The sequence below is a fragment of the Micromonospora echinofusca genome (assembly GCF_017614955.1).
GTDB lineage: Bacteria > Actinomycetota > Actinomycetes > Mycobacteriales > Micromonosporaceae > Micromonospora > Micromonospora echinofusca_A.
Genome location: NZ_WVUH01000061.1, coordinates 1 through 25,840, shown reverse-complemented (window position 1 = coordinate 25,840; position 25,840 = coordinate 1). Strand labels below are relative to the sequence as shown.

Annotated in this window: 16 protein-coding genes and 3 pseudogenes; 6 read left to right on the top strand and 13 right to left on the bottom strand. The window is 67.6% G+C overall.

The features are described 5' to 3' along the window. The 6 genes from GSF22_RS09905 to GSF22_RS09880 all read right to left on the bottom strand — a co-directional run. Window positions 1-754, bottom strand: a 754-nt coding sequence (locus GSF22_RS09905; RefSeq protein ID WP_208813131.1) for a class I SAM-dependent methyltransferase, incomplete at its 3' end; no start/stop codon positions are given. Window positions 755-778: 24 nt separating this feature from the next. After that, window positions 779-1,300 carry a topology modulation protein gene (locus tag GSF22_RS09900; RefSeq protein WP_208813129.1) on the bottom strand — a complete coding sequence of 174 codons (522 nt, stop codon included), beginning with the start codon at window positions 1,298-1,300 and terminating at the stop codon, window positions 779-781. Between the two features lie 51 nt (window positions 1,301-1,351). Then, window positions 1,352-2,398, bottom strand: coding sequence for a hypothetical protein (locus GSF22_RS09895; RefSeq protein WP_307803874.1), 1,047 nt, complete (start codon window positions 2,396-2,398; stop codon window positions 1,352-1,354). Then, the gene (locus GSF22_RS09890) at window positions 2,383-4,092 is read right to left on the bottom strand and encodes a carbamoyltransferase family protein (RefSeq protein ID WP_208813127.1); all 1,710 of its coding nucleotides are present in this window, start codon (window positions 4,090-4,092) and stop codon (window positions 2,383-2,385) included. The genes GSF22_RS09895 and GSF22_RS09890 overlap by 16 nt, the downstream gene beginning before the upstream one ends. Next, window positions 4,089-5,042 (bottom strand): thymidylate synthase, encoded by a 954-nt coding sequence (locus GSF22_RS09885; protein WP_208813125.1) that lies wholly within the window; start codon window positions 5,040-5,042, stop codon window positions 4,089-4,091. Before GSF22_RS09885 ends, GSF22_RS09890 begins: the two co-directional genes overlap by 4 nt. A gap of 17 nt (window positions 5,043-5,059) precedes the next feature. Further along, window positions 5,060-6,028: an NAD-dependent epimerase/dehydratase family protein gene (locus GSF22_RS09880; protein WP_208813123.1), complete on the bottom strand. Its 969-nt coding sequence runs from the start codon at window positions 6,026-6,028 to the stop codon at window positions 5,060-5,062. A 564-nt stretch (window positions 6,029-6,592) separates the two neighbouring features. Between GSF22_RS09880 and GSF22_RS09875 the strand changes: the two genes are divergently transcribed. Then, window positions 6,593-7,156: an NUDIX hydrolase gene (locus GSF22_RS09875; protein WP_208813121.1), complete on the top strand. Its 564-nt coding sequence runs from the start codon at window positions 6,593-6,595 to the stop codon at window positions 7,154-7,156. On the opposite strand, the gene GSF22_RS09870 is transcribed toward GSF22_RS09875, so the two are convergent. Further along, window positions 7,157-8,533 (bottom strand): helix-turn-helix domain-containing protein, encoded by a 1,377-nt coding sequence (locus tag GSF22_RS09870; protein WP_208813119.1) that lies wholly within the window; start codon window positions 8,531-8,533, stop codon window positions 7,157-7,159. A 197-nt stretch (window positions 8,534-8,730) separates the two neighbouring features. Here GSF22_RS09870 and GSF22_RS36110 point away from each other — a divergent pair. The 3 genes and pseudogenes from GSF22_RS36110 to GSF22_RS09855 all read left to right on the top strand — a co-directional run. Next, window positions 8,731-9,223, top strand: a pseudogene (locus GSF22_RS36110) (transposase); the annotation flags it as partial. A gap of 46 nt (window positions 9,224-9,269) precedes the next feature. Continuing rightward, window positions 9,270-11,384 (top strand): annotated as a pseudogene (locus tag GSF22_RS09860) (ISAzo13 family transposase). A gap of 12 nt (window positions 11,385-11,396) precedes the next feature. Further along, window positions 11,397-11,837: a transposase gene (locus tag GSF22_RS09855; protein WP_307803872.1), complete on the top strand. Its 441-nt coding sequence runs from the start codon at window positions 11,397-11,399 to the stop codon at window positions 11,835-11,837. 131 nt (window positions 11,838-11,968) lie between these two features. On the opposite strand, the gene GSF22_RS09850 is transcribed toward GSF22_RS09855, so the two are convergent. The 5 genes and pseudogenes from GSF22_RS09850 to GSF22_RS09830 form a co-directional block, all read right to left on the bottom strand. Further along, window positions 11,969-14,851, bottom strand: a complete 2,883-nt coding sequence (locus GSF22_RS09850) for a pPIWI_RE module domain-containing protein (RefSeq protein ID WP_208813117.1) — start codon at window positions 14,849-14,851, stop codon at window positions 11,969-11,971. A gap of 36 nt (window positions 14,852-14,887) precedes the next feature. Further along, a complete protein-coding gene (locus GSF22_RS09845) occupies window positions 14,888-18,403 on the bottom strand; it encodes a signal recognition particle (RefSeq protein ID WP_208813115.1) in 3,516 nt (1,171 codons plus the stop codon). Continuing rightward, complete coding sequence (locus tag GSF22_RS09840) at window positions 18,396-19,505, bottom strand: restriction endonuclease-related protein (protein ID WP_307803871.1); 1,110 nt, start codon at window positions 19,503-19,505, stop codon at window positions 18,396-18,398. Before GSF22_RS09840 ends, GSF22_RS09845 begins: the two co-directional genes overlap by 8 nt. 106 nt (window positions 19,506-19,611) lie before the next feature. After that, window positions 19,612-20,691 (bottom strand): annotated as a pseudogene (locus GSF22_RS09835) (PD-(D/E)XK nuclease family protein); the annotation flags it as partial. A gap of 840 nt (window positions 20,692-21,531) precedes the next feature. After that, window positions 21,532-22,992: a hypothetical protein gene (locus tag GSF22_RS09830; RefSeq protein ID WP_208813111.1), complete on the bottom strand. Its 1,461-nt coding sequence runs from the start codon at window positions 22,990-22,992 to the stop codon at window positions 21,532-21,534. An 833-nt stretch (window positions 22,993-23,825) separates the two neighbouring features. Between GSF22_RS09830 and GSF22_RS09825 the strand changes: the two genes are divergently transcribed. Beyond that, on the top strand, window positions 23,826-25,085 hold the full coding sequence (locus GSF22_RS09825; protein ID WP_208813109.1) for an IS256 family transposase: 1,260 nt from the start codon (window positions 23,826-23,828) through the stop codon (window positions 25,083-25,085). Then, window positions 25,082-25,459, top strand: a complete 378-nt coding sequence (locus tag GSF22_RS09820) for a hypothetical protein (protein WP_208813107.1) — start codon at window positions 25,082-25,084, stop codon at window positions 25,457-25,459. Before GSF22_RS09825 ends, GSF22_RS09820 begins: the two co-directional genes overlap by 4 nt. 192 nt (window positions 25,460-25,651) lie before the next feature. Here GSF22_RS09820 and GSF22_RS09815 read toward each other — a convergent pair. Beyond that, on the bottom strand, window positions 25,652-25,840 hold a 189-nt coding region (locus tag GSF22_RS09815), incomplete at its 5' end, for a transposase (RefSeq protein ID WP_208813104.1).

Here is a 25,840-nt window from a genome sequence, read left to right as displayed (position 1 = left end):
GTTGTTGCCGGAGGGCCGCCGCGAGGGCGGGGATCCCGCCGGTCAGGGTGATTCGGTATTTCGGTGTGGTGGTGAGGTAGCGGGCGAGGTGCGTGGCGTCCGCGAAGCCGAAGACGTGGTCCTCATGCTGGACGTCGAGGACGGTCAGGCTGCTGGCAGCGACGGTGTGCAGGTTGCCGCTGTGGAAGCTCTCGTAGAGGCTCGGTCGATTGGTGGCGCCCGGATCGAGACCGGCGGTGTGGACGAGACGATCGAGTTCGACGTAGCTGTCCAGCGACTTGGTGACCAGGACGACGACGCCGCCCGGGCGTAGGCAGCGGGCGATCTCCGCGACGACGGCGGCCGGCGTCGGCGAGTGGTACAGGCAGAAGGCGGCGACTGCGGCGTCAGCAACGTTGTCGGGCAGGGGCAGGCGGTGAAAGTCGGCGCAGACCATCACACCGCGCGCGCCAGCGTCGCCGAGGCGGCTGCGGGTGGTGTCAAGTAGCGCGGCCGAGGCGTCGACTGCCACCAGTTGCCCGGGCCGGAGCCGGTTGGCCAGGCGCAGGGTCGTGGTGCCGCGCCCGCAACCGATGTCGAGCACGACCGCCCCGGATCGGATCCGAGAGGCGAGCAGGTCGGCGATCGCGTCGGCCACGTTGCTTCCGCTGATCTTGGCTTGGTGCAGCGCGTGGGTGCGGTCGGTGAGCCGAGCGGCACCCTGGTAGAGGTCGCCGTGGACCAGCGTGGAATCAAGGAACGGGTTGGCCGACATCAGTCGCCTCCCGTCCCGCTGTGGTCAGGTCACGGACTGTTGCTCGTCGCGGACGCGGTCGATCAGCCGGGCGGCCTGGCGGCGGCTGGTGAGAGTGATCAAACGGACATGTGGTCCGTGCTCGCGGAGCAGGCCCTGGACTCGCGGGCGCATGGTACGCCGGTAGCCGAGGATGTAGCGGATGAAGTTCCAGGTGATCCGGTCGTAGACGCCGTCCTGGTGGTGTTGCCCGCCCCGATACCGCCAGCGCCGCTGGGCGATGCCCCACAGGCAGGTCGTGGCGGGCAGGTCGAGGAAGATCACTGTGTCGGCTGCGGCCAGCCGGATCGGCAGGGAGCCAGCGTAGTTGCCTTCGATGATCCACCGTTCGCCGACGACGAGTTTCTCCTGCTGGGCAGCGAATTCGTCCTGCGGCAGCGGCCTCCAGTGCTCGTCGTAGTAGATCGCGTCGAGGTGGGTCAGCGGCGCGTCGAGGACCCGGGCCAACTGGCGCGCGACGGTGGACTTGCCGCTCCCGCCGCAGCCGATGATGGCGATCCTGTCCACGGTTCTCCAGGGTAGTGGTGTGGTGAGCGCGATCGGTGGTGACACGGTGAGTCACGACCTCACCGGCCCCGGGTGACGCAGCAGGTAGTCGAGCACCTTGAGTTGGGTCGAGAGCCGGAACGGGTCGAGAAGACGCAGGCATTCGGTGATGAGGCTCGCGTGCTCACCGGTGCCGGCGATCTCGGTGAGCCAGTCGATGCGGTGCCGCACGTCGGTGGCGTCCCGGACGGTCAGCGACGAGGGAACGAACGCGACGGCGCCTCGCATGTCGGCGGGAAGCAACGGTAGGCAACCGGCGAGAACGGCCTCAAAGATCCGCTGGGTCATCTGCCCGGCGGCAGCGTACCGGGCGGGCAGCAGTAGGACGGTGGCGAGAGCGTCGGTGTAGATCTCAGCCACGCGCGGGAACGGGACTCGGCCGATGAAATTCAGGTGTGGCCAGCGTGTGGTGTTGGTCCACTTGCCCGCGATGAGGTGGGGAAGGTGGACGGCGGCCGGCGCGAAGTATGTGTCGAAGGCGTGGTCGCGGTCGTACTGATTGCCGACGTACGCCAGTGGGGTACGTCGGGGCAGGGCAGCCAGCGTGGCGGGATCGGCGGCGTCGATGGCCGTGTCGGCGACCGGGAAGAGCAGCGGAGCTGTGCCGGGAGTTGGGTGTAGGGCGGGTTCGCAGATGGTGACGTTGCGGGTACGGCGGAGCGGGTCCGTGGCGGGCAGCCGACGGTCCTTGTCCCACAGGATCGTCGGGGTGCGGAGCCCGTGGGTGTAGTAGTCGAGCAGCCCGGCTTGGCGGTGCAGGTCGCAGGTGTGGCCGGGTCGCCCGCAGGCGGTGGTGTTGCGGCCGGGGATGGGCCAGCGCCATTCGAGGAACAGGGCGTCGATGTCGGGTAGGCCGACGTCCCAGCGGTACTGGCCGGTGAGGTCGTCGCCGGCTTCGCACAGGTCGCGGTTGGGTTGTAGGAAGACGATGTCGTGGCCGGACGCGCGTAGTCCGTCGACCAGGGGCCGGCGGTGACTGCGGCCTCCGTCCGGGGTGTCGGTGATGCCGGGGCCGAGGAATCCCCAGAAGCTGTAGCCGATCTTCACTTGGTCACCCACCAGTCTTCGATGAGCAGGGCATCGAGGCCGGACTCGGTGAGGCAGTCCAGGGCCATGTCGGGTGTGCCGCAGAGCGGCTTGCCCTTGATGTTGAGCGAGGTGTTGATCAGGACGGGGTGGCCGGTGAGCTTGCCGAAGCGGGTGAGGACATCGGCGAGGAAGGGGTGTTGCTCGCGGGTGACGGTCTGGACCCGGGCGGTGCCGTTGACGTGCACGATCGCGGGTAGCTGGTCGCGGGTCAGCTCGGTCACCGGTGCTGCGAGCGACATGTACGGCGACGGTTGGCGCAGCCGGAAATAGTCGGTGGCCCTGTCGGCGAGGATGACAGGGGCGAACGGTCGGAACGGCTCGCGGAACTTGACGGTGGCGTTGAGCCGCTCGACCACGCCGGCCTCTAGGGGAGAAGCGAGGATCGACCGGTGCCCCAGCGCCCGTGGGCCGGCCTCCAGCGCGCCGGTGAACAACCCCACGATCGCCCCGTCGGCCAATGTCCGGGCCAGATGGCGGACCGGATCAGCGGGTCGGCTCGCGTGCAGTCCGGCGCGTGGTGCCGCTGGTAGTGCCAGGTCGGGATAGGCGGGGCCGAGGTAGCAGTGATGGCGCAGGCCCGTGGGTGGGCGGCCGGTCACGTTGAGCCAGACCTGGGCGGCGGCGCCGATCGCGGTGCCCGCATCCCCGGGGGCGGGCGGTACATGCACCTCGTCGACGATGCCGGCCTGCGCGATGAGGCCGGCGCTCACGCAGTTCATCGCAACCCCACCACCCAGGCAGAGCAGCCCCGAGCCGGTCAGCCGGCGGGCCCGTTCGGCGAGGTGCAGCATCACCTGCTCGGTGCGTTCCTGCAGCGCAGCGGCGAGGTCGGCGTGCACAGGCTCTACCGATGCATTGGGCGTGCGGGGCGGGCAGGTGGCGGCGGTGAACGCGGGTGTGACCCGGCCGTAGCGGCTGGCGAGCACCCGCAGGGCGATCAGCGCGGGGTCGAGGGTGAAGCCGTCGGGGGTGAGCCGGATCGCCTGGGACATCAGGTCCCGGAACCGGGCTGGGTCGCCGAGGGCGGCCAGCGCCATCACGGTGCCTTCCTCGTCGCCGCGCCGCCAGCCGAGGTGTTCGGTGACGGCGCCGTAGGCGTAGCCGAGGGAGGCCGGGTCGTCGATCGAGTGCACCAGGTCGAGCTTGAGCCGTGAGTTGCGCTGACGGGCGTGCCAGGTGGTGGTGGTCTGCAACTCGCCGAGGCTGTCGACGATCAGGACCGCCGCGTCGTCCACACCGGCGGCGGCGAATGCGTACAGGGCGTGCGCGCGGTGGTGCGATACCGGCTTGAGTCGGGCGCGCGGGAACCGCTCGGCTAGGTCTCGCATCCGGGCCTGGTAGCGGCGGTGGACCGTGGTGAAGCTGCGGGCCCGGGGGACGGCTCGGGCGCGGCTGGCCGGCTGTCGCAGCTGGGCCGGAAGTTGGCCCAGCGCGCGTAGATAGCGGCGCCCGTCGAAGTTGTACGCGACCGTGGTCACGTCCGACGGCGACAGACCGGCCTCGCCGAGCAGCCAGGCGACACCGTGTATCGGGTACGCCTTGCTGTGCTTGACCCCGTCGAGCCGTTCCTCCTCCACGAAGCCGATCAGATGGCCGTCAACCAGCAGCGCCGCAGCCGAGTCATGCGTGTACGCGCACAGCCCAAGCACCACATCCGCAGTCATGCCAGCTCCGGCGAGACGAGGGCCGGCTGGGTGAGGTGCTGGTACCAGGCGACAAGGGCGGCACCGAGCGGCCCTGGTGTGTCGTGGGCGAGCTTGCGCGCCAGGTTCCGCTCGCCGAGCTTCCAGGTCCGGTAGCTGGTCAGCATGCGTGAGAACGTGTCCCACGGGGTGCCGTCGGATAGGTTGCCGTCGCCGGAGATGATCTGCGCGAGGACGGCGTCCAGGCTGGGCCAGGCAACGGCGATCGGCTCCATTTCGGTGATGGCTGGCTCGTGATGGAGGCATTCGGCGGCGGCCGGCGCGTGCTCGGCGTACAAGTGCAGCGAGTCGACGTGGTGGTGGTACTCGCCGACCTCGACACCGAGCCAACCGGCCATCAACTCGTGCAGCAGGGTGGTGGCGAAGATGTCGTACGGGAAGCCGAGCCACAGGTCCTGGCTGCGCATGCTGGTGTGCATGACGAGCCGGCCCTGCCGGATGAAGAACCGGTACCCGAGGGTGCACGGCACGTCCCGGTAGCCTCGGTGATCACGAGCCGGGTCGAAGATCTGGACGACCGCCTGCCGCGACTGCCGGTCGACCGTCAACTTCCGCACGACTGCGTCGAGCTGGTCGACGCCGCTATCCCAGTGGCGAATCCGCGGCCCGTATGCGCCCCGTAACACGCCGTCATCGGCGTACTGGCGTAGGTTGTCGTTGAAGTCGAAGATCCACGGAGCGTCCGAGCCAGACAGGATCCACAGCGCCTCCGCGACCGCGAACGCCGGATTGATCATCCGGATGGGCGGGACGGCGACCAGCCGCCGACGCGGGTTCGTCAGGCACAGGTGCGCGCCGACGACCTCGGTGGTCGTCAGGTCGCGGGGAGCGGCCAGTTTGCCGTTGAGCAGTACCGCCTGGCACGCCGCAGCGAACAGCTCGCTCGCGGAATCCGCAGTGAGAACGATCATGGAAGGTTCCTTCCCAGTCAGGAGGTGAAGGTGGCGAGTCGGTCGGGGGAGAGGCTGACCAGCCACTCGGACTGGCGGGCTAGGCCCTCGTGCAGGCCGACAGCCGGCCAGTAGCCGAGCAGCCGGCCCGCGAGAGTGAGGTCTGCTGAGGTCGCCGGAACGTCCCCGGGCTGGGCGTCCGCCGTTTGGACCGGGATGTGCCGGCCGGTGACCGTCGATGCCTCCTGGATCACGCCACGCATGGAGACGCTCGACCCGCCACCGACGTTGACCACCGCCCACGAGGCGTCGACATGGGCGGCGGCGACCGTCGCGGCGATGACGTCGCTGATGTAGGTGAACTCGCGCCGCTGGCTACCGTCGCCGAAGAGCGTGACGGGCAGACCGGTGTACGCGGCGAACAACAGCCGGCCGATGGCCATATCCGGCCGCTGTCGAGGCCCGTACACCGTGAAGTAGCGCAGCGCCACGACGCTGAGTCGGCTGGCGGGGCGGCGGGCGTAGGCCAGGCACAGCTGCTCGGCGGCAAGCTTGCTCACCCCGTACGGCGAGACAGGGCGGGTCGGGTCGGCCTCACCGCTGGGCCGGTCCGTCGGGCCGTAGACGCTGGACGATGAGGCGTAGACCAATCGGCGTACGCCCGATTGGACACAGGCGGTGAGCAGCCGATGGGTACCGAGCACGTTCGCTTGGGCGTAGTCGACGAAGTCCGCCCCCCACGAGGACCGGACACCCGGCCGGGCGGCCAGGTGGAAAACGGTGTCGCAGCCGTCCACGGCATCGTCGAGCTGGTCGGCGGACAGATCCCGGCACAGAGGCGTGAACAGCGGACTTTCGACAGCTGATGCCAGATTCTCGTCGGCAATAGCGTGCTCACCCAGCCGGCGGCGATCCAGGCCGACCACCTCCACACCCCGGGACAACAGCACGTCGACCAGGTGCGAGCCAATGAACCCGGCCGCGCCAGTCACAAGCACCCGGGACATCATCGGCGTCCGTCAGCGCGAGATGGCTGCCCGAGCATGCGCTGCCACACGTAGGTGAGCAGGAGAGGCTCGACCGGAACGACCCGTGCCCGCCCGGTCGCTGTCGGCCTCCGGTGCGATACCGCCGTACACGACGTGTCGGGAGTTCGCGCGGAGGCACGCCACCAGACAGATGACGACCGGAAGACGGCGGGAGGAAGACCCGCTGCCTTTGCCGGCACTGACGGAATGCTGGCGGGTCCGCCACCGTGAGCGGCGAGGCGCGACTGCGCGTCCTCAGACCGTTCACCCCGCAGATACGTTGCCATTGGTCCCCCCAAAGTCGTCGATTGATGGGTACGGCGGCGGCCAGAACGTCGTGCGAGCTCGCTCCAGCCGACGTCGATGGCCGCCGCCGTCGCCCGGGACCCGACAGCCCGGTCATTGCAGCGCGGACCGTCGCATCCCTCGATGGATAGGTTGGCGCCGTCGGCCGTCAGGTTGAAGCCCTTGCCCGTCAGCCGGCGTCAGCAGACGACACACCGGCGCGAGTACAGGCAGCGGACGCCCCGATAGGGTTCGGGCATGAGTACCGATGCTCGGCGGGCCAGTGAGTGGACCATCCACGGCGAACGGGTCATCGACGACACCAGACGGGCAGTGCTCGGCATCGCCGACGTCGAACTGCCCGACGGCGTCCGCTTCGAGCAGTACGTCTTGCGGGTACCACCCGCCGCGATGGTCGTCGTCCTCGACGACGCCGACCGCGTCCTCATGATGTGGCGGCACCGGTTCGTAATTGACCGATGGGTGTGGGAACTCCCCGGCGGCTACCTCGACCCGGACGAGGATCCGGCCACGTGCGCGGCCCGGGAGGTCGAGGAGGAGACCGGCTGGCGACCGCGAACGATGGAGCCGATCCTCGGGTTTCAGCCGATGGTCGGCACCATCGACCAGCAGAACATCGTCTTCTTGTCCCGGGGCGCCGACAGCACCGGCGCGGCCCCCGACAGCAACGAGACCGAACGGCTCGGCTGGATCCCGCTGGCCGAGGTGGAGCAGCGAATCCATGCGGGAGAGATCGTCGGCGCGGGTTCAGTCGCCGGCCTGCTCGCGGTCCTGCTAGCCAAGGCGACCGGGCGCATCTAATCAGACTGCCTGGAGCACCGGGCGCACCCGTTCAGAGAACTCGCGCACCGCAGGTAGTCCGGCGTGCGGCGCGAGCCGATCCGCGAGGGCCGCAAGGTAGTCACGTGATCGGACCGACCCCAGTCCCTCAGCCGCTTCGACGGCCTGTACTCCCACCGAGCCGGCCTTCTCCAGTTCCCCTGACTGGGCATGGGCGACAGCCAGCAGGGCGAGGTTGAACTGCCGCCCCCGAGCGAACCTTCGGCCATCCATTTGGAGCGACCGTAGCGCGAAACGCGCCGCCAGTTCGCCACGGCCGAGCGCAGAGAAGCAATGCCCGAACTTCGCAGCCAGGTACGACTCGTCGAAGTAGCCGATCCACTGCGGCGCACTGGCGCGGTCCGCGCGGTCGAAAGCCCGTTCAGCCCGGTCCAGGGCCTCCGCGCAGGCCGTCTCGTCGCCCCCGACGGCATGGCCTTGCGCCTCCAAGACAGCGGACTCGGCCTGGATGGCACCCACCCCGGCCTCGGCGGCGGTGCGCCCGGCAGCGCGCGCCAGATCGATCGCTTCCGTCGAGGCGCCCAGGTAGGCCGCCTGATGGCTCATCGCCGCGAGGATCTCTGCGCCCAACGGCTGGTCGCCAGCTGCTGCGGCCAGCCGCAGCGCTTGGACCAGGTATCGCTGCGCCAGACCGTGCAGGCCGACGTCGTACGAAGCCCAGCCGGCGAGCTGGGTGGCCTCTGCCGCGGCGGAGAACAGCGCGGAACCGGTGCGGGCGTCGTACCGGCCCTGCAGCATCGCCGCTACCTCGGAGTTGAGGAACCGAACCAGCCCGTCACGGACGTGGGCGCCCCCGTACTGGTTGTCCAGCGCCCGGTAGACGTTCGTGATCTGCCGGACGGTTTCGACGTCCGGCTCACCCACGAGTCGCTCGCCGTCTCCAGCGAGTCGCTCGTCGAGCCGTACGGTCAGCCAACGCAGCGCCGGAGTGAGGAATACCGCCGCACTGAAACTCGCACCCACCAGAAGATCTCGCCGTTGCATGTCTTCCCGCCAGAGCTTCGCCGCGACCGCCACACCGTGTCGCCAGTCCGAGGCGAACTCTAGACCGGTCACCGCCATGTCGACCGGCTCCGCAGGCGGTGCAGTCCGTCCGCCGCTGTCGGCTGACACCGCCCGGACAAGAGCGGACAGTTGCCCGTCGGCGTTCAGCACGGCGTCGAGTAGGGCCACCACGGACATGCTCGGTCGCTTGCCGCCGGCCTCAAGATCCCACAGGTACCCATGCGAACAGTGGACCTGCTGCCCGAGCCGGCGAAGCGACAATCCTCGCCGCTCGCGCAGCTCCTTCAGACGCGGCCCGAAGGCTGGGTCAACGGCGACGGTCTGTCGCGTCATGGCACGCTCCTAAGAGGATCGTGTTGCCTGGTCACAATCTGGCCGGTGGCGGCGACGTGCCTTGACCGTACCTGCTGCAGCGCGACCATGGGATCACGAAACGTGTCGGCTGCCGCCGGGACTGCGTAGATTTCCGTGTTTGGCCTGGGTGTGGTCCGTTGGACAGGACGTAGATCCTGTCCGGGAAGGACCACGTCATGGCAGACAAGAAGAACACTGTTCAGCTTCCGCAGCCGTCGGCGGCGGAGGTGGAGTTCGCTCAGCAGTTGGTGGAGCGGGCCAAGGCCGACGGGGTGTCCCTGGTCGGGCCGGGTGGACTCCTCGTGGGGATCACCCGCACCGTGCTCGAGTCAGCCCTCGATGCCGAGCTGGATGCGCACCTCGACGAGACGGGTGTCGACGAGGCGACCGGTCGGCGGACCAACGTGCGTAACGGGGCAGGTCGCGAACCGGCCCGTCTACGTGGCGGTGGGGATCAGCCTCGACGGGGAACGTGACGTCCTGGGCATGTGGGCCGGCACCGGCGGCGAGGGCGCCAAGCAGTGGGCCGGCTACCTCACCGAACTCCGTAACCGGGGTGTGGAGGACGTGTTCATGGTCTGCTCCGACGGTGTGAAGGGCATGACCGACGCGATCGAGCAGGTCTGGCCCCAGACGGTGCACCAGCAGTGCGTCGTCCACCGGAGCCGTCAAGAAACAATTTGTTGCTTTCCGCTGCTGTCCTCGTTGGGCTCTCGTGGCGATTTTGGATGGTCTGCGTGCCCAGCTCGCGGCGCGGCTCGACGCGTTGCTGCCTCATCTGAACGAGCGGCAGCGGCGGTTACTGCTCGGGGTCGAGGCCCGGCTGCTCGGGCACGGCGGGATCCGGGTGGTGGCGCAGATCGCTGGGGTCAGCGAGACCACGGTGCGCCGGGGTGTGTCCGACATGGAGGCCTCCGCCGAACCGATGACGGTTGGACGGGTCCGTCGGGCCGGCGGCGGCCGCATCCGCGCTGAGGAGCATGATCCGGGCTTGGTGCCGGCGTTGCTCGGGCTGGTAGAGCCAGACGAGCGGGGCGACCCGTGCTCCCCGTTGCGCTGGACAACAAAATCGCTGCGGCACCTGGCCGCCGAACTGGGCCGGCAGGGCCGGACGGTCTCAGCGATGACGGTCGGGCGCCTGTTGAAGGCCAACGGGTTCAGCCTGCAGGCCACCGCCAAGACCCTGGAAGGCGACCAGCACCCCGACCGGGACGCCCAGTTCCGATATCTCAACGAGCAGGTCAAAGACCATCAAGCCGTTGGTCAGCCGGTGATCAGTGTGGACGCGAAGAAGAAGGAACAGGTGGGGCTACTGCCGATGGCCGGGCGGGAATGGCGGCCGTCCGGACAGCCAATCCAGGTCGAAGACCATAGCTTCTTCGCCGGCCCGCGAGTGGAAACGGTCATCCCTTACGGGATCTACGACATGACCACGAACACCGGCTGGGTCAACGTCGGGCTCGACCACGACACGGCAGCGTTCGCGGTCGCCTCGATCCGAGCCTGGTGGCGCGCCCGAGGGCGCCTCGACTATCCGCAGGCCACACGCCTGCTGATCACTGCGGATGCCGGAGGATCGAACAGCTACCGCTACCGGCTCTGGAAGGCCGAACTGGCCGCGTTCGCCGCCGAAGCGGGCCTGACGGTCACGGTCTGCCACTTCCCGCCGGGCACCTCGAAGTGGAACAAGATCGAGCATCGCCTGTTCTCCCACATCACGACCAACTGGCGCGGTCGTCCGCTGACCAGCCACGAGGTCGTCCTCAACACGATCGCTGCGACCACAACCCGGACCGGGCTACGGGTCGAGGCCGTCCTCGACCACGGCACCTACCCGACCGGCGTGGCCGTCAGCCGCGACCAGCTGCAGGCCCTGCCGATCACCCCACACGCCGAACACGGTCAGTGGAACTACAGCATCGCCCCGACCGGCGTCGCCACCGCGCCGCCGTCCGCCGACCAGCGCACCGCGGCCCGCACCCAAACCCTGCAGTTGCTCGCGGATCCACGGCTGACCGGCATGAGCACCGCTGAGCTGGACGCGCTGCAGGCCCGGCTGGCGCCAGCCCAGGCAGCTCGCAGCGAACAGCACCGATACGTGCTGCGTGGCGGCCGGCGCGTGGCCACCACCGGCCGCAGCCGATCGCTGCTCCGTGGCGCCGACGAGGTTCTGCTCACCGTCCTATACCTGCGGCAGGTCTGCCCGCAGAAGGTGCTCTGTGACCTGCTCGGAATCAACCCGGTCACGATTGGCCAGGCCATCAAGGCCACCCGGCAGCTCATTGACGAACAGAAGATCAGTATCACCCCGACCGTCGTGCGCTACTTCACCCGCGCCGAGGACCTGCGCGCCTGGATCACCAACGCCGGACCGGCCACGCATCCGCCCACCCTGCCGGCGCGGCACCCCCTGACCGACCCGCGACTGACCGGCATGAACCGCGAAGCGCTGCACGCTCTGCTACAAAAGCTGATCGTTCCCTACGCCGCCGCGATCGAAGAGCGCCGCCACCGTCAACGCGGCGGCGAGCGGCGGCTGGGCACCCGCGCTGGGGTCTTCCGGCAGAAGATCACCGACAGCGACCGGATCCTCGCCACAGTTCTCTACCGGCGACGAGTCTGCGGCCTCGACGCCCTCGCCGAACTGTTCGACGTCTGCCGCAGCACCCTCCGGAACGCCATCAACGACGTCCTGCCCGTCCTCGACGACCGCCGCATCACCATCACCCCCGCGCAACATCGGTAAGCCACCGCCGTCGACCTACTCGCCTCCGTCGAGCAGCCACCGAGAGAAACCCACGGAGCGGGAAACCAGCACCTTGTTTCTTGACGGCTCCACCTCGTGCGGGCGAGCCTGCGGTATACCAACCGCCAGGACTGGCAGAAGATCACCCACAACCTGCGGGAGATCTACACCGCCCCCACCGTCGCTGTCGCCGAGGCCCGCTTCGCCGCGTTCGCCGACGAGTTCGGCGACCGGTATCCCGCCGTGATCCGGTTGTGGCGAACCTCGTGGGCACAGTTCGTGCCGTTCCTGGACTACGACCACGAGGTCCGCAAGGTCCTCTACACCACGAACATCATCGAGAGCCTGAACGCCCGGTTCCGGCAGGCCGCCCGCCGCCGCGGTCACTTCCCGACCGAGGAAGCAGCGATGAAGGTCCTCTACCTCGTCGTCCAGCAGAAACGTAAGGGCGGCGGGAGTATCACCGGCCGGGTCTACGGTTGGGCCAAGGCACTGAACGCCCTGATCCTCGCCTACGGCGACCGGATCACCATCTAACAACCTCGATCACACCCACCGGTCAAACACGGAAATCGCCACACTCCCGGGCGGCCGTCGGTATCTGGGCCAGGCCGGGCACCTCGTGCGGAGTGAGGTGCCCGGCCGTATGTTCGTTTGCTCCGGGGGCTTCAGAAATCGAAGTCGAAAGCTAGTTGGATATCGCCTTCGGGTTCGGGTTGATCGTCGATATTGTCACCGTCGTCTTCGAGGGTGTCGTCGGAGGGTAGGGCGTATTGGTTGGCGAGTCGGGCGACGTGCATGATCAGGGGCCTGCTGAGGGCTGCCCGGTAGTCGTCAAAGCAGTGGCGTTGCTGGTGCAGAAACCCGGCCCAGTTTGCAGGGTCTTCGCCCTCGGGGTGAGCGGCGACGACGAACTCGAGCAGTTCGGCGTTCCAGGCGTTTTTAGAAGGGTCGAGATAGTTCCTCGCGCCTTCTAGCTTTCCGTCGTCGGGGGAACGGCCCTCTGATGGTTGGGGGGTATCGGCATCTGCCGGGATCTTCTTGTAATGAGGCGTAAGTTTGGCTAAGTCGATGACGATGGAGCTGTGGGTAGCCGGCTTGTCGACTGTGCTGTAGTAGACGCGGGTCTGCTCGGTGTTTCCGCTTCCGTCGTCGTGTCGCCACAGCCCGTCGGAGATGCCTATGTTGTCGCCCTCGAAAGCCCATGACTCGGGGGTTTCGAGGCGTTCGTTGCCGCAGATCCGTACCAGCCTCATTTTCTTGCTGAAAAGGCTGATTTTCTGGGGGCGCAATTCGCCGAGCTGGAGGTGGTCGGGCAGCATATGAGCGTTCTGTACCGTAGTGAGGCGATACCGGATGTTGTGAGCTTCAGTCAGGATGAGGGTCTGCGTGTTCCGGAACCGGGTTAGGGTGCTTCGGATGAAGGCAGCGAGCCGCTCCTTCTGTTCGTCTTCTTTGGTGGGGCTGGCGTGGTAGTTCGTGCCGGCAAGGGTCTTGAGCAGGGTCGGGTAGGGCACCCAGTCAGCCATACCTTCAGCTTTACCCATGATGTGCTTTTGGCCGGGCCGGATCAGGATGGCGATAGGGACGAAGACCTGATGGGTGTTGGTGTCGTCGTTGCGCCTTTTGACGACCCAGAATGCGAGCTGCTCGAGGTCGTCGGGGATGGCGCTCTTGAGACGATGTTGCGGGACGAAACGAATGCCGAGCTGACGTAGGCAGTCGTCCCAGGCGGCTTCGGCCCGGTGTTGGTTGCTGGCCTCTTCCTTGTCGAGGTCCTTGCCGGGGAACTCGTCGGGGCGGATGAACTGGCTGACCATGCCGGCGTCGGCACAGCCCATGCGGATCGCAAATTTCGGGTCGGTGGTGCGTGCGTTGAAGGCTTTCGCGCCGTCGAGCTCGATGAGGGCGAGTTGCAGGGTGTCACCGACTTCTTCGGCCAGATCTCTCATGGCGGAAGCGACCAGCTTCCGGCGCGTGGCGACGGCTTCGTCGTGCTTCCGGCCGCGCCGGGGAACGGAGCCCTCGCCGAGCGATGCGCCGAGCCTGCCGAGAGGACGGGCGTGGATCGTGAGGGTGAGGTCGCCGACGTCCCATGTCCAGGTGTCGTTGCTGGCGGGTTGCTGATGGGGCAGATCGAGTAGTCGCTCGACGGTAGCGAGCAGGCGGTCGCGCATTCCCTTGCCGTCGCCCTGGTAGAGCAAGACGACGGAGAGCTTGCCGTCCACCGCGGCGGACAGTTGCTGGCGCCGGATGAGCGCGTTCGCCTTCGAGATTTCATCGTTCGCGGCGTGGGCGGCTTCCTGCCTTTCGACGAGCTGGGCGCGCTCGGCGTCGGTCTGGTCCTTCTTGTCCTTCGGGACGCTTTCGAGCTTGGTGAGGCTCCGGCTCGCCTTGCCGCCGATGAGCACGCGGGTCAGGGGATGGTCGAGATCGAAGTCGGGCTGCAGGCACTGACCGATCCAGCGGATGAGGCGGCTGCGTTCGGCTGGCATGATGCCGGTGCCGACCTGGTGGTCGGGGCCGCGCATGGTGGTGTGGTAGGTGACTGCGGCAGTAACGCCGTCCCGTCCGAAGATCCAGGCGTCCGACTTGCCGGCGAGCTGCTCGGCTGCCGGAAGGTTGTCTAGTGCGCCGATCCGGTTGAGGATCTGTTCGGTGCCGCCGTTGCGCCAGCCCATCTCCCGGGTATCGCGGTCCCAGATCAGGTGGGCGACCGCGAACTTCTGCGATGTCGGTGCGTCGGTGACGAACGGGCTGGTCGACTGCAGGAGGGTGGAGGCTCCCCAGCGGCCCTTGGTGTTCAGCTCGCCGCTGGTCCAACGCCGGATGCCGGTGTCGACGTGCAGTCGCAGGGTGGGGTCGAACGCCTTTGTACGCAGCGCGATCTTGATCGTGGCGCTGTAGTACCAGGTCCGGATGTTGCTGCCTTTGCCAGTGTGGTGTTCCAGCGGCGGCCAGGAGACGAGTTCGGCGTAGCCGTTGGCGGGATTGGCCGCGACCTGCCGGAACCGTATGGATTTGCTGCCGTGCTGGTAGGACTGGCCGGCGATCTTAGCTGCGGCGTAGTCAGGCAGCAGGGTGAACAGGTGAGGCTGCGGCACGGCGGTGTTGCCATCGGACAGTTCGTGGGCGAGCAGGTCGACGGTCTTCTGCGTCCATTGCAGGATGCCGGAGCCGAGTTTCGTGATCGTCGGCAGGACGAGCGCTTTGCCGTCGTCGGTGGTGGGCAGGTCATACAGCCAGGCGTTGATGAAGGTCCGCATGATCGCCGGAGGGAAAGGCTTCGCCGCGAATAACCAGGGGTTGCCTTCGTTGAGGTTGGCCCGAGTCGCGGTGGAGACCAGATCGGGGGCTGCGGTACGCGTCAGTGCGTTGAGGCGCCCGATTGGCACCTGCTGGGCGCGCGCGCGTGATTCCTCGCGCCAGCCGGCGGTGTACAGGTCGAGAATGGGGCGGCGCCAGGAGACGGGGAAGGTGAGCGTGTGCAGCGGGATTTTGAGATCGCGTGCTGCCACGAAGGCTGCGGTCTGGGTGCGGTCGTAGCGCATCAAGGGCCTTTCTGAACCGGTCCGAGCGTGGGGCGGTCAGTTCATGTCGCGTAGGGCGCGGTAGAGGGGGTCGTAGAGGGCTTGAACCAGCGATCGGTCGATCGCCGTTTGTGCCGACTCGGGGTCGAAATAGGGAGCGAGTTCGTGCAGCATGCTGGCGAGCAGGCTGGTCGCTGGGGTGTCGTCTCCGGTGAAGCCGGACTCGCGGGGTGAGAAGGCTCCGTCGACGAAGTAGACGCGGGCGGCGACGCCGCCGCGCACGAGTCGTCCGATGACCTGCCAGATGACCACGAGCTGATCCCAGGTGAAGGCCGACTTTTCATCGGGAGGCAGGCTGGTCCAGGACAGGCGGCGGGTGAGGAAGCGGTGCCATTTGCGGGCGGCTTCGGCCCGGAAGCGCAGTCCGGCGTCGTCCGGGCTGCCACCGGCCAGAGCGGTCTGGGCGAAGCGGCGGCCTGGGCCTCGGACTTGGCGGACCGCCCAGTCGTTGATCGCCTGGGTGGCCAGGGTGATGTCGTCGGGGCGGTGATGCGGGCGGGCGAGGAAGTACACGCTGCCGATGGCGGCTTTGCCGCCAGGAACCACGATGTTGTGCCCGCGCTCGACGGCCAGCAGCGGCGCGATCAGCAGCTGCCCGCCGATGTCGGGGAACTTGGTCAGCTCGCCGCGGCGAAGGTGTAGCTGGCGGGTGTCGGCGGGCAGGTTGCTCCAGGAGTGGTCGAGGTCGGTGTCGTCGGATACCAGGACCGTGACGTTGCCGGTCCATTCCGGCAGGTTGTTGAGGTAGTGCCCGGCACGGTGTGCCTCGGCGTAGCTGCCGACCAGCAACAGGATTCTGCGGCGTTGTGGGTCGTCGATGTCGTCCAGTTCCTGCTGCAGCAGCGAGGTCGCGTCGGTCAGGCTGCGGTCAGGTACGGCCAGTTGGTGCAGCATCTGTTCGAGCTGGGCGGGACGCTGCCGGGGGTCGGTGCCGGACAGCCTCAGGGCGGTGGTGACGCCGGGTGGGTAGAGGAAGAGCTTGCGGAAGATGCTCTTTTTGATGGCGGCGACCTCGTGTTCGTGGGGCCGCAGCACGGCGTCGACCTGTGCGTGAAGGTGGTAGCGGCTGGAGGTGCCGGCCCAGCTGGTGGCCGACATCAACAGCACATGCGGGCCGGGCCGGTTGTCCACGGCAGGGATGTCGGCGAGCTCCAGCAGCAGCTCGCGGCCGACGCCGTTGCAGCGGAAGAACCGCAGCTCGCCGCTTTGGTCGCCGTCCTCGTTGCGGTCGCCGGCCTGGAACTGAAAGCCCAGCACGTTACCCATGGGGGATTCGGGGACCACGGGCATGTAGTCCTTGGGCGGCCGGCGCGACAGCACGTTGGAGGTCGAGTCCAGGTTGAGCGCAGCTTCGACGCGAGGCCACAGAATGGTCATGCGGTCAAGACGATCGTGTAGGACTGCCAGGACGAGGGTGAATTCGAAGCGGTGCAGGTTGGCGTCAAGGTCACCGGCGACGGAGGCGTTGTTCGGGACCAGTTGGCGCAGCAACTTCTTGAGCCGCTCACGGCTGAACTCGCGAACGAATACTCCGCGGGGGGCGTGCAGCAACTCGGTGGCCATCGCCACGAGTGCGTTGACCAGGTCAGTGGTCGTATCCTCGGGACCACGCCCGCGCAACGGGGTCAGCGGTGAATCGCGGAAATTGCCGAGAACGGTGTCGACATGCTGGAGCTCGGCCCGCTGGGAAGCAAGTTTGTCCTCGTCGGGGGCCACGGAATTCTCGTCATCGTTGCGGCTGTGCCTGCGCAGCTCGGGAAACCACTCATTGATCAGCCACTGGTGCAAGGTCATCGCGCTGAAGTAGTCCTGCGTGATCCATCGCCGCAGCGGCTCGTCGTTGATCAGCATGGAGTAGATCCGGTCGGTCGCCGTGATGACCGTGTTGAGCGCGTTGTTCCAATCGTCGGTCTCGTCACTCGACAACTGCAGTCGACCCTGCGCGGCCAACTCGGTGAGCTTATGCTTGCCGACCTCGTCGAGCCACGACTCCGCACCACGAGCCACCAGCGTCGCCGCCGGCGCGAACGCGGTGTCGAGCTGCATCTGTACCCGGTCGGCCTCGTCAACGATGATCAGGTCGCTGCGGCGGCAGGCCAGCTCCAGGTAGCGCATGTTCTCGTCGTTGAGGTGGTCGGGCACACGGCTGTGCACCAGCGATGCCGGCGTGGCGACCCAGATCTGTGCGTCAACCAGGTCGCGGGCCGCGCTGTGCCGCGGGCACGCAGTCCACAACGGGCATCCGTGACGTTTCGGCCTGGCCGGCTTCCGGCGGCGCCGGAACGCCGTGCTGGCGGCGTCGGGATCGTCGTGCTCGATCTCGGTCTTTTCGACATCGTCAGCGTTGTACAAGCCGGTGCATGGTGCGGCGGTGATTGCCAGCGCCCGGCGCGCCTCGAACCCCCGTAAGGCGTCGAGTGGGCAGGCGCTCGACAGGTGCGCGAAACCCGGGTTGCCATGATTCAGCATGGTTTGTGTGGCAGACTCGCTGCGCCGGTGTAACCGCTGAATGTTGCGTTCGAGGGTGGACTTTCCCAGGATCGGCGCGGCGTGCACACCGAGGCGGCGGAACTGCTCGGTGATGGTCAGCACTTCGGCGACGTCACCGACGACGATCGTGGTTCGGCGTCGGTCGGCCGGGTGCTCGCGGGTGGCGAGATGGAAGGCCAGAATGTCGCGAATCGTGGACTTGCCGGCGCCGACCATGCCGACCAGGTTCATTAGCCTGTCGATGCGCAGCCGGGGATGGGTCTGGAACGCCCCTGCGGCTTCGTCGCGCAGCAGCAACTCGACCCGCCGTAGACGCTTCTTCCAATCGTTGGGCTTGCCCGGCGTGCGGTTCTCCGCCAGATCCGCGGCGTTGGCGGCGACCTCTAGGTCGTCCATAGCGTCAGCGGCGGCTTCCAGTTCGGTCATGGTGACGGTGATCGGTTCGCCTTTGCCTGCCGGCACCGCCCCGATGTCATGCCCGATCCAGGGCTTGAGGCCGATCAGCTCGACGGGGATGTTCACGGAGTGGCGCTGGTCGCGGACGTAGAACAGCTGGTCTCCGGCGCCGGCGATGGGCAGCTCGCGCCGCTCCAGAGGCGGCGGCTGGGTCAGCAAGCGTTCGTAGACGTCCCTGCGGTCGTGCGCGCGCGTGGGCTCGAGCGCCTTGGGCAGATCGTCGATGGTCGCGAACGTGTAGCCACGCAGCGTGATGTCGACGTCGAGATACATGTGCAGCGAGTTGTGCCAGGTGTAGCGGCGGCTGCGGTCCCACAGGAAATGCCGGGCCCGCCGGATCATCAGCCGCGCTTCGCTGGTGCGTACGTCGCCGAACGCTTCCTCATAGGGGTAGCCGCTGAGCAGCGTCCAGATGTCGCGCACCGGCCGGGTCGCCATGACCCGCGTGCCGAGGTAGATTGCCAGCTCGACGTCGAGCAGGTCACCGATGCCGAACCCGGCAGGTGACTTCCACGCGCCACGGAGTTCGCCGGCGAGGTCACCGTGCCAGCTACTGCGATCACGCATCGTCGCCTCCCGCAGAGCCGTTCTTTCGCAGCCGGGTCAAGGTGGTTGTCAACATGCGGAGAAACGCCTTGTCGCTGAGCAGGGTCACTTCATCCTTGACATCCGACGGGCAGAAATGCTCAAAGACGATCTTGTAGTCCTCGCGGTCGTCGAACCGGTATTGCGGCACCACCAGAAAGGCCCGGTTGTACGGCGGCTCCGGCCGGAACCGGGTGGCGCTGTGCCCGAGCAGGGCTGGGTTGGCGCGGTCTTTCACGTCGACGGCCCAAACCTGCCGGTTCGGTAGCGTGATCCTCAGGTCGTAGGCGTCGCAGCCCGGCCACATCTCGGGGACGAGGCCCTTGCCGATGAGCTTCTGTTCGAGCTCGACCTCGGCCAGCCCCGGGCCGGTGATGAACATGCGCAGCGGCGCTCGCAGTAAATACAGCCCGCCAGTCGAGCGATCATCGATGAACTCTTTCGGGGTGGCGTGGGCTTCGCGGCGGCAGCGGTCCAGCTCGCACCGCCAGGACCGCCCATCGGGTTTGAGTAGGCAGTGGCAGCGTGCGCATGTAGCGAAGCGTCCGTCGGTACCTCGGTAGGCGGCCGGGGCCGGCTCATAGCACCGGTTCACCGTCTCCAAAACGGTGCCCAGCTCGGGATGCTCACCGATCAGCGTCGCCTTGTCGATACCAGTCAGGACCGGCTTGTCGATCAGAAGGTACCGGAACGCGGTGTAGGACTGCGGCGACCGTGCCGTCTCGCACTGTGCGAAGACCGTACGGATGATCTCGTTTTCGAAGAGCTCGGCTGCGGGATCGGGACCTGAGACCTCCCACTCGTAGCATCGCTGGGTGGGGACCCCGGTCTGCGCGTCGACCAGGAACTCGTCCAGGTTCTCGGCTTCCGCTGGCAGGTCAAACGGCCATTGTCCGATTGGCCTGGTCGCCGCCCAATGCGCCATGTCTGCGACGCTGGTCGGCGGCTTCATTTCGCGCAGCAGGCACTGCAGGACCAGGTGGTTGTAGGCATTCTGCACCTTGTCCGAGTAGATCGGGTCCGGGGACCTGTCGTGACGTGACAGGTCGACCAGAGCGGTCGCGACCATGCGCAGCAGCGTCACCCCGGTGAAGGTGGACAGATCCGGCGGGCTGTTCTCGGTCAGCACTACGAGCGGTCTCCTGAGAGGACTGCGGCGTGTCCGTTTCCGCCGCGCTGGGACACCACCTACTTACCGGACAGGTACGACAGTTTTCCCCAGGCGTCGCGGCGAAGGTGTTGTCCTCGCGCCACGGCTGCGCCATCTTCCGCAGGACTGAGTACGCCTCATCGAGCTGCTGCGGATCTGATGGGTCGACCATAATGAGATCCGCTCCGGTCGGCCGAAGAATCTCCAGCTCGACTCGGGAACCGTCGACGGGTCCGCCCAGCAGGCCTCGCCCGAGGATGGCCGTCGCGAGCGCCACCTGCGGGAACTCTGTGACGACATCCTCGCCACCGCGCAGGCGGCGTCGGGTGGTCTTGGTCTCGCGCCATACCCAGGCGCCGTCGTCGCGGTAGACGAGGTCGGGTTTGGCGATTACCAGCGTCTGGGCAGCGGTGTCATGAAAGACGAAGGTCTCCTCGATCCTGAGGTCTGAGGTGTTCTCCTGTAGAGGACACACGGACGGGTGATGCGCGAGCATCCGCATGCCGACCTCGGCTGCATCAGCGTCGAGCTTCCACCGCGGGTCATGCCAGCTGATGTCAACTAGCATGTCCCCGTGCTGGCACGGTCCGCTTGCTTTCGCGTGCAGCGTCTCCAAATAGCGATGGACTGCCTGACCGATCCGGGCCGGAGCGGCGTACTCGTTGACTCTCGGCAGATGCAACGTCTGCAGGTGATATTGGGCCGGGCAATTGTCGTAATAGCGTAGGTCGCTGATCGACACCTGGCGTAGCTTCGCTCGCCGGTACGACCGCAGCCCCAGTAATCCCGGTGCTCGCGTCACCTCGTCGCAGGCCAGCACGAGGCGGCATTTTAGGCACTCGCCGCCAGGGCGGCGCGTCTGGCCACGAAGGACCTGAATCGCTGCGCGACGTCCATCCTTTTCGTAAAGAGCAGCGGCATCCTCGATGGTTCCGTCGAACAGGACTCCTCTCAAGCCTTCGGTGAGGTCGATGTCGGCGATCACTACGCGTGACACCTCTTCGCGTGCCCGGACAAAAAACTTTTTTTCCCACTCATCCGGCCACGGCGCGGGACGGCCGTAAGCGGCCGTGTAGGCCGCGACCGCCACCTCGGCCTCGCTGCGCTGTCGCTCTCGCATATTGGCGAGGCGAATTAGCCGTAGTTCACGCACCGCACCGTCGGCCGAACGGTAGCGCCGACCCCAAGCCCATAGCTCGCGTACACCTTGATCAACATGCTGGACCACCCACCAGCGGGCGACCGGCAGCATCGATGCTTCCGCCTCACAGATCGATAGGTAGCTGCGTGCGGCATGTTTGATGAAGGCTGCGAGACCTTCGTGAAGCGGCTGCTTCGCCAGCACCGAGTTCAGCGCCTCGTCAACCGGCCGGCGGTCGAACTCCACAGCGTCCAGTACGTCCATGACAAGCCGTACGGGCACCGGCGGCTTGTCTCGACGCGGCCAGGCGGCGGGCTTAAGCCCTGGCCTCGACTTCACCGCAAGGTGCATCGGGCACCTGTGGTCTCCCCCAGCCAAGACGCTCAATGCCACACGGATAGGTGACGCGCTGCCGACGAGTTCAGGCGGCGCGGCCCAGGTTCCTGCGGACGGTGCGTCCTCGGGTGTTCTCTGACCGGGAACGAGGGGAAGGGTGCCGCGTTGTTCCAGGGGTAGCGGCTTCCTGTCTGACATCGCGCTCCCATGACGAAGGTGTCCGCACAGCTCAGCACCTTGAAGCTTGCTCGCAAGGCGTGAATTGTTGATAACAGCGCGTTGGAACGCTAGCAGGTCAGGTCAGCTGAGCAGCAATGCCGACGTGGTGCGTCCGTATCAGCATGATCAGGTGCACTCAACTCGGCACGAGCGCCGCAAGCGGGCTGCGTCATCTGTTCGGTCAGGACGTTCGTCCACTCGGCTCCGGGGGCGGTGGCGACGTGTTTGGGTGCCGTCTTCAGCTTTGCCTGCCGAGTCGGAGGTTCAGCGTAGGGCGGCGTGGGCGTCGGTGAGGAAGCGGTTGCGGTCGTCGGCGTGGGCGATGGCCGCGTTGTAGACGGCGTCGATGGCGGCGGCCAGTGGGTCTTTGTTGGTCAGGGCGGTCAGGGCGGGGATCGCGGCGGCCTGCTGGCGGATCTCGGTGACGTCGTGGGCGCCGAACGTTCCGGGGGCGAGACGGAGTGGGACGGTGGTGTGCGGCACCTCGGGATCGGACAGGAGCCGGTCGATCGCGGCCCGGCCGTTTTGCTCGGTGAAGGATGAGGGCAGTGGGCGGTCGGCCTCGGCGTCGGCGAGCGCGTCGGCGATCCACCCTATCTGTTCCAGCCCGGCTACGCGCATCGCGCGGCGGGCCGCCCAGCAGGCTGCCTGGCGTTGGCGGGCGGCGGGTAGCGCGTCGATGCGGTCGAGCAGCGGGCGGTCGAGCCGGGCCAGGGACTGTGCCTGGCTGACCAGCCTGCGGACCCGGTTCGACGGTGGGGGGCCTCCCCACTGCTCGGCGTCGCGCTCGGCCTGGAAGCGGCGCGTCTCCTCGACCAGCGCGGTCGCCTTGGCGGCCTGCTCGCGCAACGTCTCGATCCACGGGTGCGACCCGGGGGTGTCGAGCAGGTGGTCCCAGATCAGGCCGAGGGCGAAGGCATGCCGGCCGAGCACGCCCTCGTGCCGCAGCGTGAAGCCGTCAGGGCCGGAGGTCAGCCGTACGATGCTCGGTTCGTCATCCGGCAGCGTGGTCAGCGGGCGAGGGAAGATCGGCTCGTCGGCGGTGGCCCAGGACCAGGTAAGCGCCTCGCTGTCGACGCGCTCGAGCCGGATCTCCAGGTCGCCGACGGGCAGTATTCCCTCGGGAACCTGGACCGGCGTGGGCCGGTGGCAGATCACCGTCACGCGGGACAGGCCGGTGTCGTCCTGGTACGGGTCAGGTGCCGGCGGCGGCAGGATGGCCGGACGGTTCGACGGGCGTGGTACCAGTGACAGCATCGCCCACTCGGCGGCCTTGGTCGTTTTCTGTTCCCGCTGGCGGCCTCCCGGGTCGGCCAGTACGGTGCGCCATGGCGTCTCCTCGGACACCGCCCAGATGTGCAGTTCGTGCCGTTCGGGTGGGTCGTCGTCGGTGCGTACGGTCTTGTCGAGGCGGTCGCGTGCGTGCACCCGCACCTGGATCAGCCCACGCGGGACGGCGACGTCGATGAGGGCCTCCGCGACGCCGCCCATCAGGCCGACGACCGACAACCGGCCGCTGGGACTCCACAGGGTCGCCTCACTGATCGCGTCCCAGCCGACGGCGGTCTGCGCCGGAGGCTCGGGCAGGACGCGGACGCGTGCCTCGATCCAGCCGGTGTGGAGGCCGCAGAAGCCGGTGAACTCATTCGGCCCGCCGACGTGCAGCAGGTCGTCGCCGAGGGTGTAGATGTCCATGCCGGACGCCCCGGGCACGGTGGACACCATGTACTGGCGGTGGCTGACGAACAATCGCGCCCAGTCGGTCACGGAGGCCGGAAAGCGGTGATCTGCACCCTGCACATCGTCCACTGCCCGATCCTACGGCCGCTCGCCGGACCTGCGGCGAACTCGACTGCACGGCTTGCGTCCCGCCCTACCTGATCCCGTACTCGACCTGTACGCGAACGCCGTTGGCAGGTGAAATGATGTACGGGTCCAGTTCGGCCATGCTCTCTGGCCTGCCACGCAGGCTCTTCCTGAATGCTCGTTCTGAGCGCGGTCAGAGAGGAGGCGGGTACGCTGAGCCGTCGGGGGACTGTACAAAATGACGGCCCTGTCGTTCGGTCTCGGACCGCCAGCCACCATGCCTTGTAACCGAACCCGCCACGCCGCCATGATTCCAGAAGCCCGCTCACCGCTGCACCGAGGAATCCGAACCTGCCGCTGAGCGCGTCTCCCGCGCGGAACCCGGCTCCACAGGGCCGGCGCGGTCCGGAGCTTTGCACTGGTGACCGACGCTCGCCAGTTCGTGGGAGCGCACCAGCTCCCGAACCGCGTTGGTCATGGATGCCATGCCAGGTTCCGGCACGATCACCCCGTCAACGGCCCAGAAGTAACTGCCGTTCGCCACCTCACCGGTCTCCTGCCACCGGGCGAGCAGACGGCGGACCTCGTCGACGGTGACGATGGTCAGTGTCCAGCTGGAGCCATCGGGAAGGCCGACGGAGTAATGCTCAAGACCTGTGGATCGGCCGGGTAGGGGCGTACCTTCCCGGTGATCGATTTGTGTAGGTCTCGAGTAAGGCCGACGTTGGCGCGTCGGTCGGGAAGGCACGCCCGTGCTGGCTGTAGTCGCTGAGGACGGGCAGCGACGTGATGGCGTTTCGCTGCTGGACGAGGTCGTCCGGGAGGGGGTGCGGCGGATGCTGGCCGCCGCGTTGGAGGCCGAGGTCGACGCCTATCTGGCCGAGTTGGCGTCCGAGCGTGACGCGCGGGGCCGGCGTCTGGTGGTGCGTAACGGCCACGCCCAGCCAAGGGAGGTGATCACGTCGGCGGGCGCGGTCGAGGTGCGGGCGCCGCGGGTCAACGACAAGCGCACCGACGCGGTCACGGGGCAGCGTCGGCGGTTCCGGTCGGCGATCCTGCCGCCGTGGTGCCGCAAGTCGCCGAAGATCGCGGAGGTGTTGCCGCTGTTGTATCTGCACGGCTTGTCGTCCGGGGACTTCGTGCCCGCGTTGCAGCAGTTCCTGGGCTCGGCTGCCGGGCTGTCCGCTGCGGCGATCACGAGGTTGACCGGGCAGTGGACCGATGACTACCACGCCTGGCGCAGACGGGACCTGTCGCAGGTCGACTACGTGTATGTGTGGGCCGACGGCATCCACGTCAACGTGCGCCTCGAGGAGGACAAACTCTGCCTGCTGGTGATCGTCGGCGTGCGTGCCGACGGCAGCAAGGAGTTGGTCGCCCTGGCCGACGGCTACCGCGAGTCGACCGGTTCCTGGGCCGATGTGCTGCGTGACTGCGCCCGCCGGGGCATGCGCGCCCCGGTTCTGGCCGTCGGGGACGGCGCACTCGGGTTCTGGGCCGCGCTGCGGGAGGTGTTCCCCGACACCGGTGAACAGCGGGACTGGGTGCACAAGACCGCCAACGTGCTCGCCGCGTTGCCGAAGTCCGCGCATCCGGGCGCGAAGGCCGCCCTGGCCGAGATCTGGGGCGCCGAGGACAAGCCCCATGCCCGACTCGCGGCGAGAAGGTTCGCCGACCTGTACGGCGTGAAGTTCGCCAAGGCCGTCGCGAAGGTCACCGACGACCTCGACGAGCTGCTGACGTTCTACGACTTCCCGGCCGAGCACTGGGTGCACCTACGCACCTCCAACCCGATCGAGTCGACCTTCGCCACCGTCCGGCACCGCACCCGCGTGACCAAGGGGCCAGGCAGCCGTGCCGCCGGTCTCGCGATGGCGTTCAAGCTCATCCAGGCCGCCCAGGACCGGTGGCGGGCGGTCAACGCACCCCACCTCGTCGCCCTGGTCCGCGCCGGCGCCACCTTCGTCGGCGGTCACCTCATCGAGCGTCCCACCGGGCAGGCCGCCGCATGAGCGCGGGTGGTCGTCGGCCGCAGTGGCCTACCGACACGCTGACCGCGCTACGCCTCGGCCGACGCCTGGTGACCGAGGTACCCGCCTCCCAGCCAGACCGGCGAGCGTTCATCGAGATCCGACCCGTCACGACCGCCGCCGACTCCGACGCCCGGCGGCAGGGGTGGACCCGATCCGACCGTGACCGCGCCTTCACGCTGGAGCACTGGGACTATGACGCCGCCCAGATCTCCGGCTTCGACTACGACATCGGCGCGGTCCTCGTGCACGCCACGACCGTCACCGGCGAGGCCCCACTCGTCGCGGCCCTCGAGGCATGGAACCTGCGACCCGAGCAGTTCCTCCACCCCTGGCAGACCGACGACCCGAGGTAGCAGCCAAACTCACCGGTCCACAAGTCTTGACGATTCCTCAGGCCGCGAAGACGTCGCCATTGGCCACCGACTCTTCCTCCTCGATGTCGCCATCCAGGAGGAACCTCGCTACCGGATTGCGGGCCGGTGCTCTGCCCTTCAGGGCGGGGGTGAGGCCCGTGCTGGGAGGGCCTTCAAGGCCCGAGCAGTGCCTTAAACCGGACGGTTCTGCTGCTCGATGTACCGACGCACGGCGCTCAGCGGTGCGCCGCCGGCGGAGCCTGCGAAGTACGAGCCCGACCAGAGCTTGTTGGCCCGGTAGTAGTGGCGCGCGAGGTCGGGGAACTCCTGCCGCATCCGCCGGCTCGACACGCCCTTGAGGGAGTTGACCAGTCTCGCCAG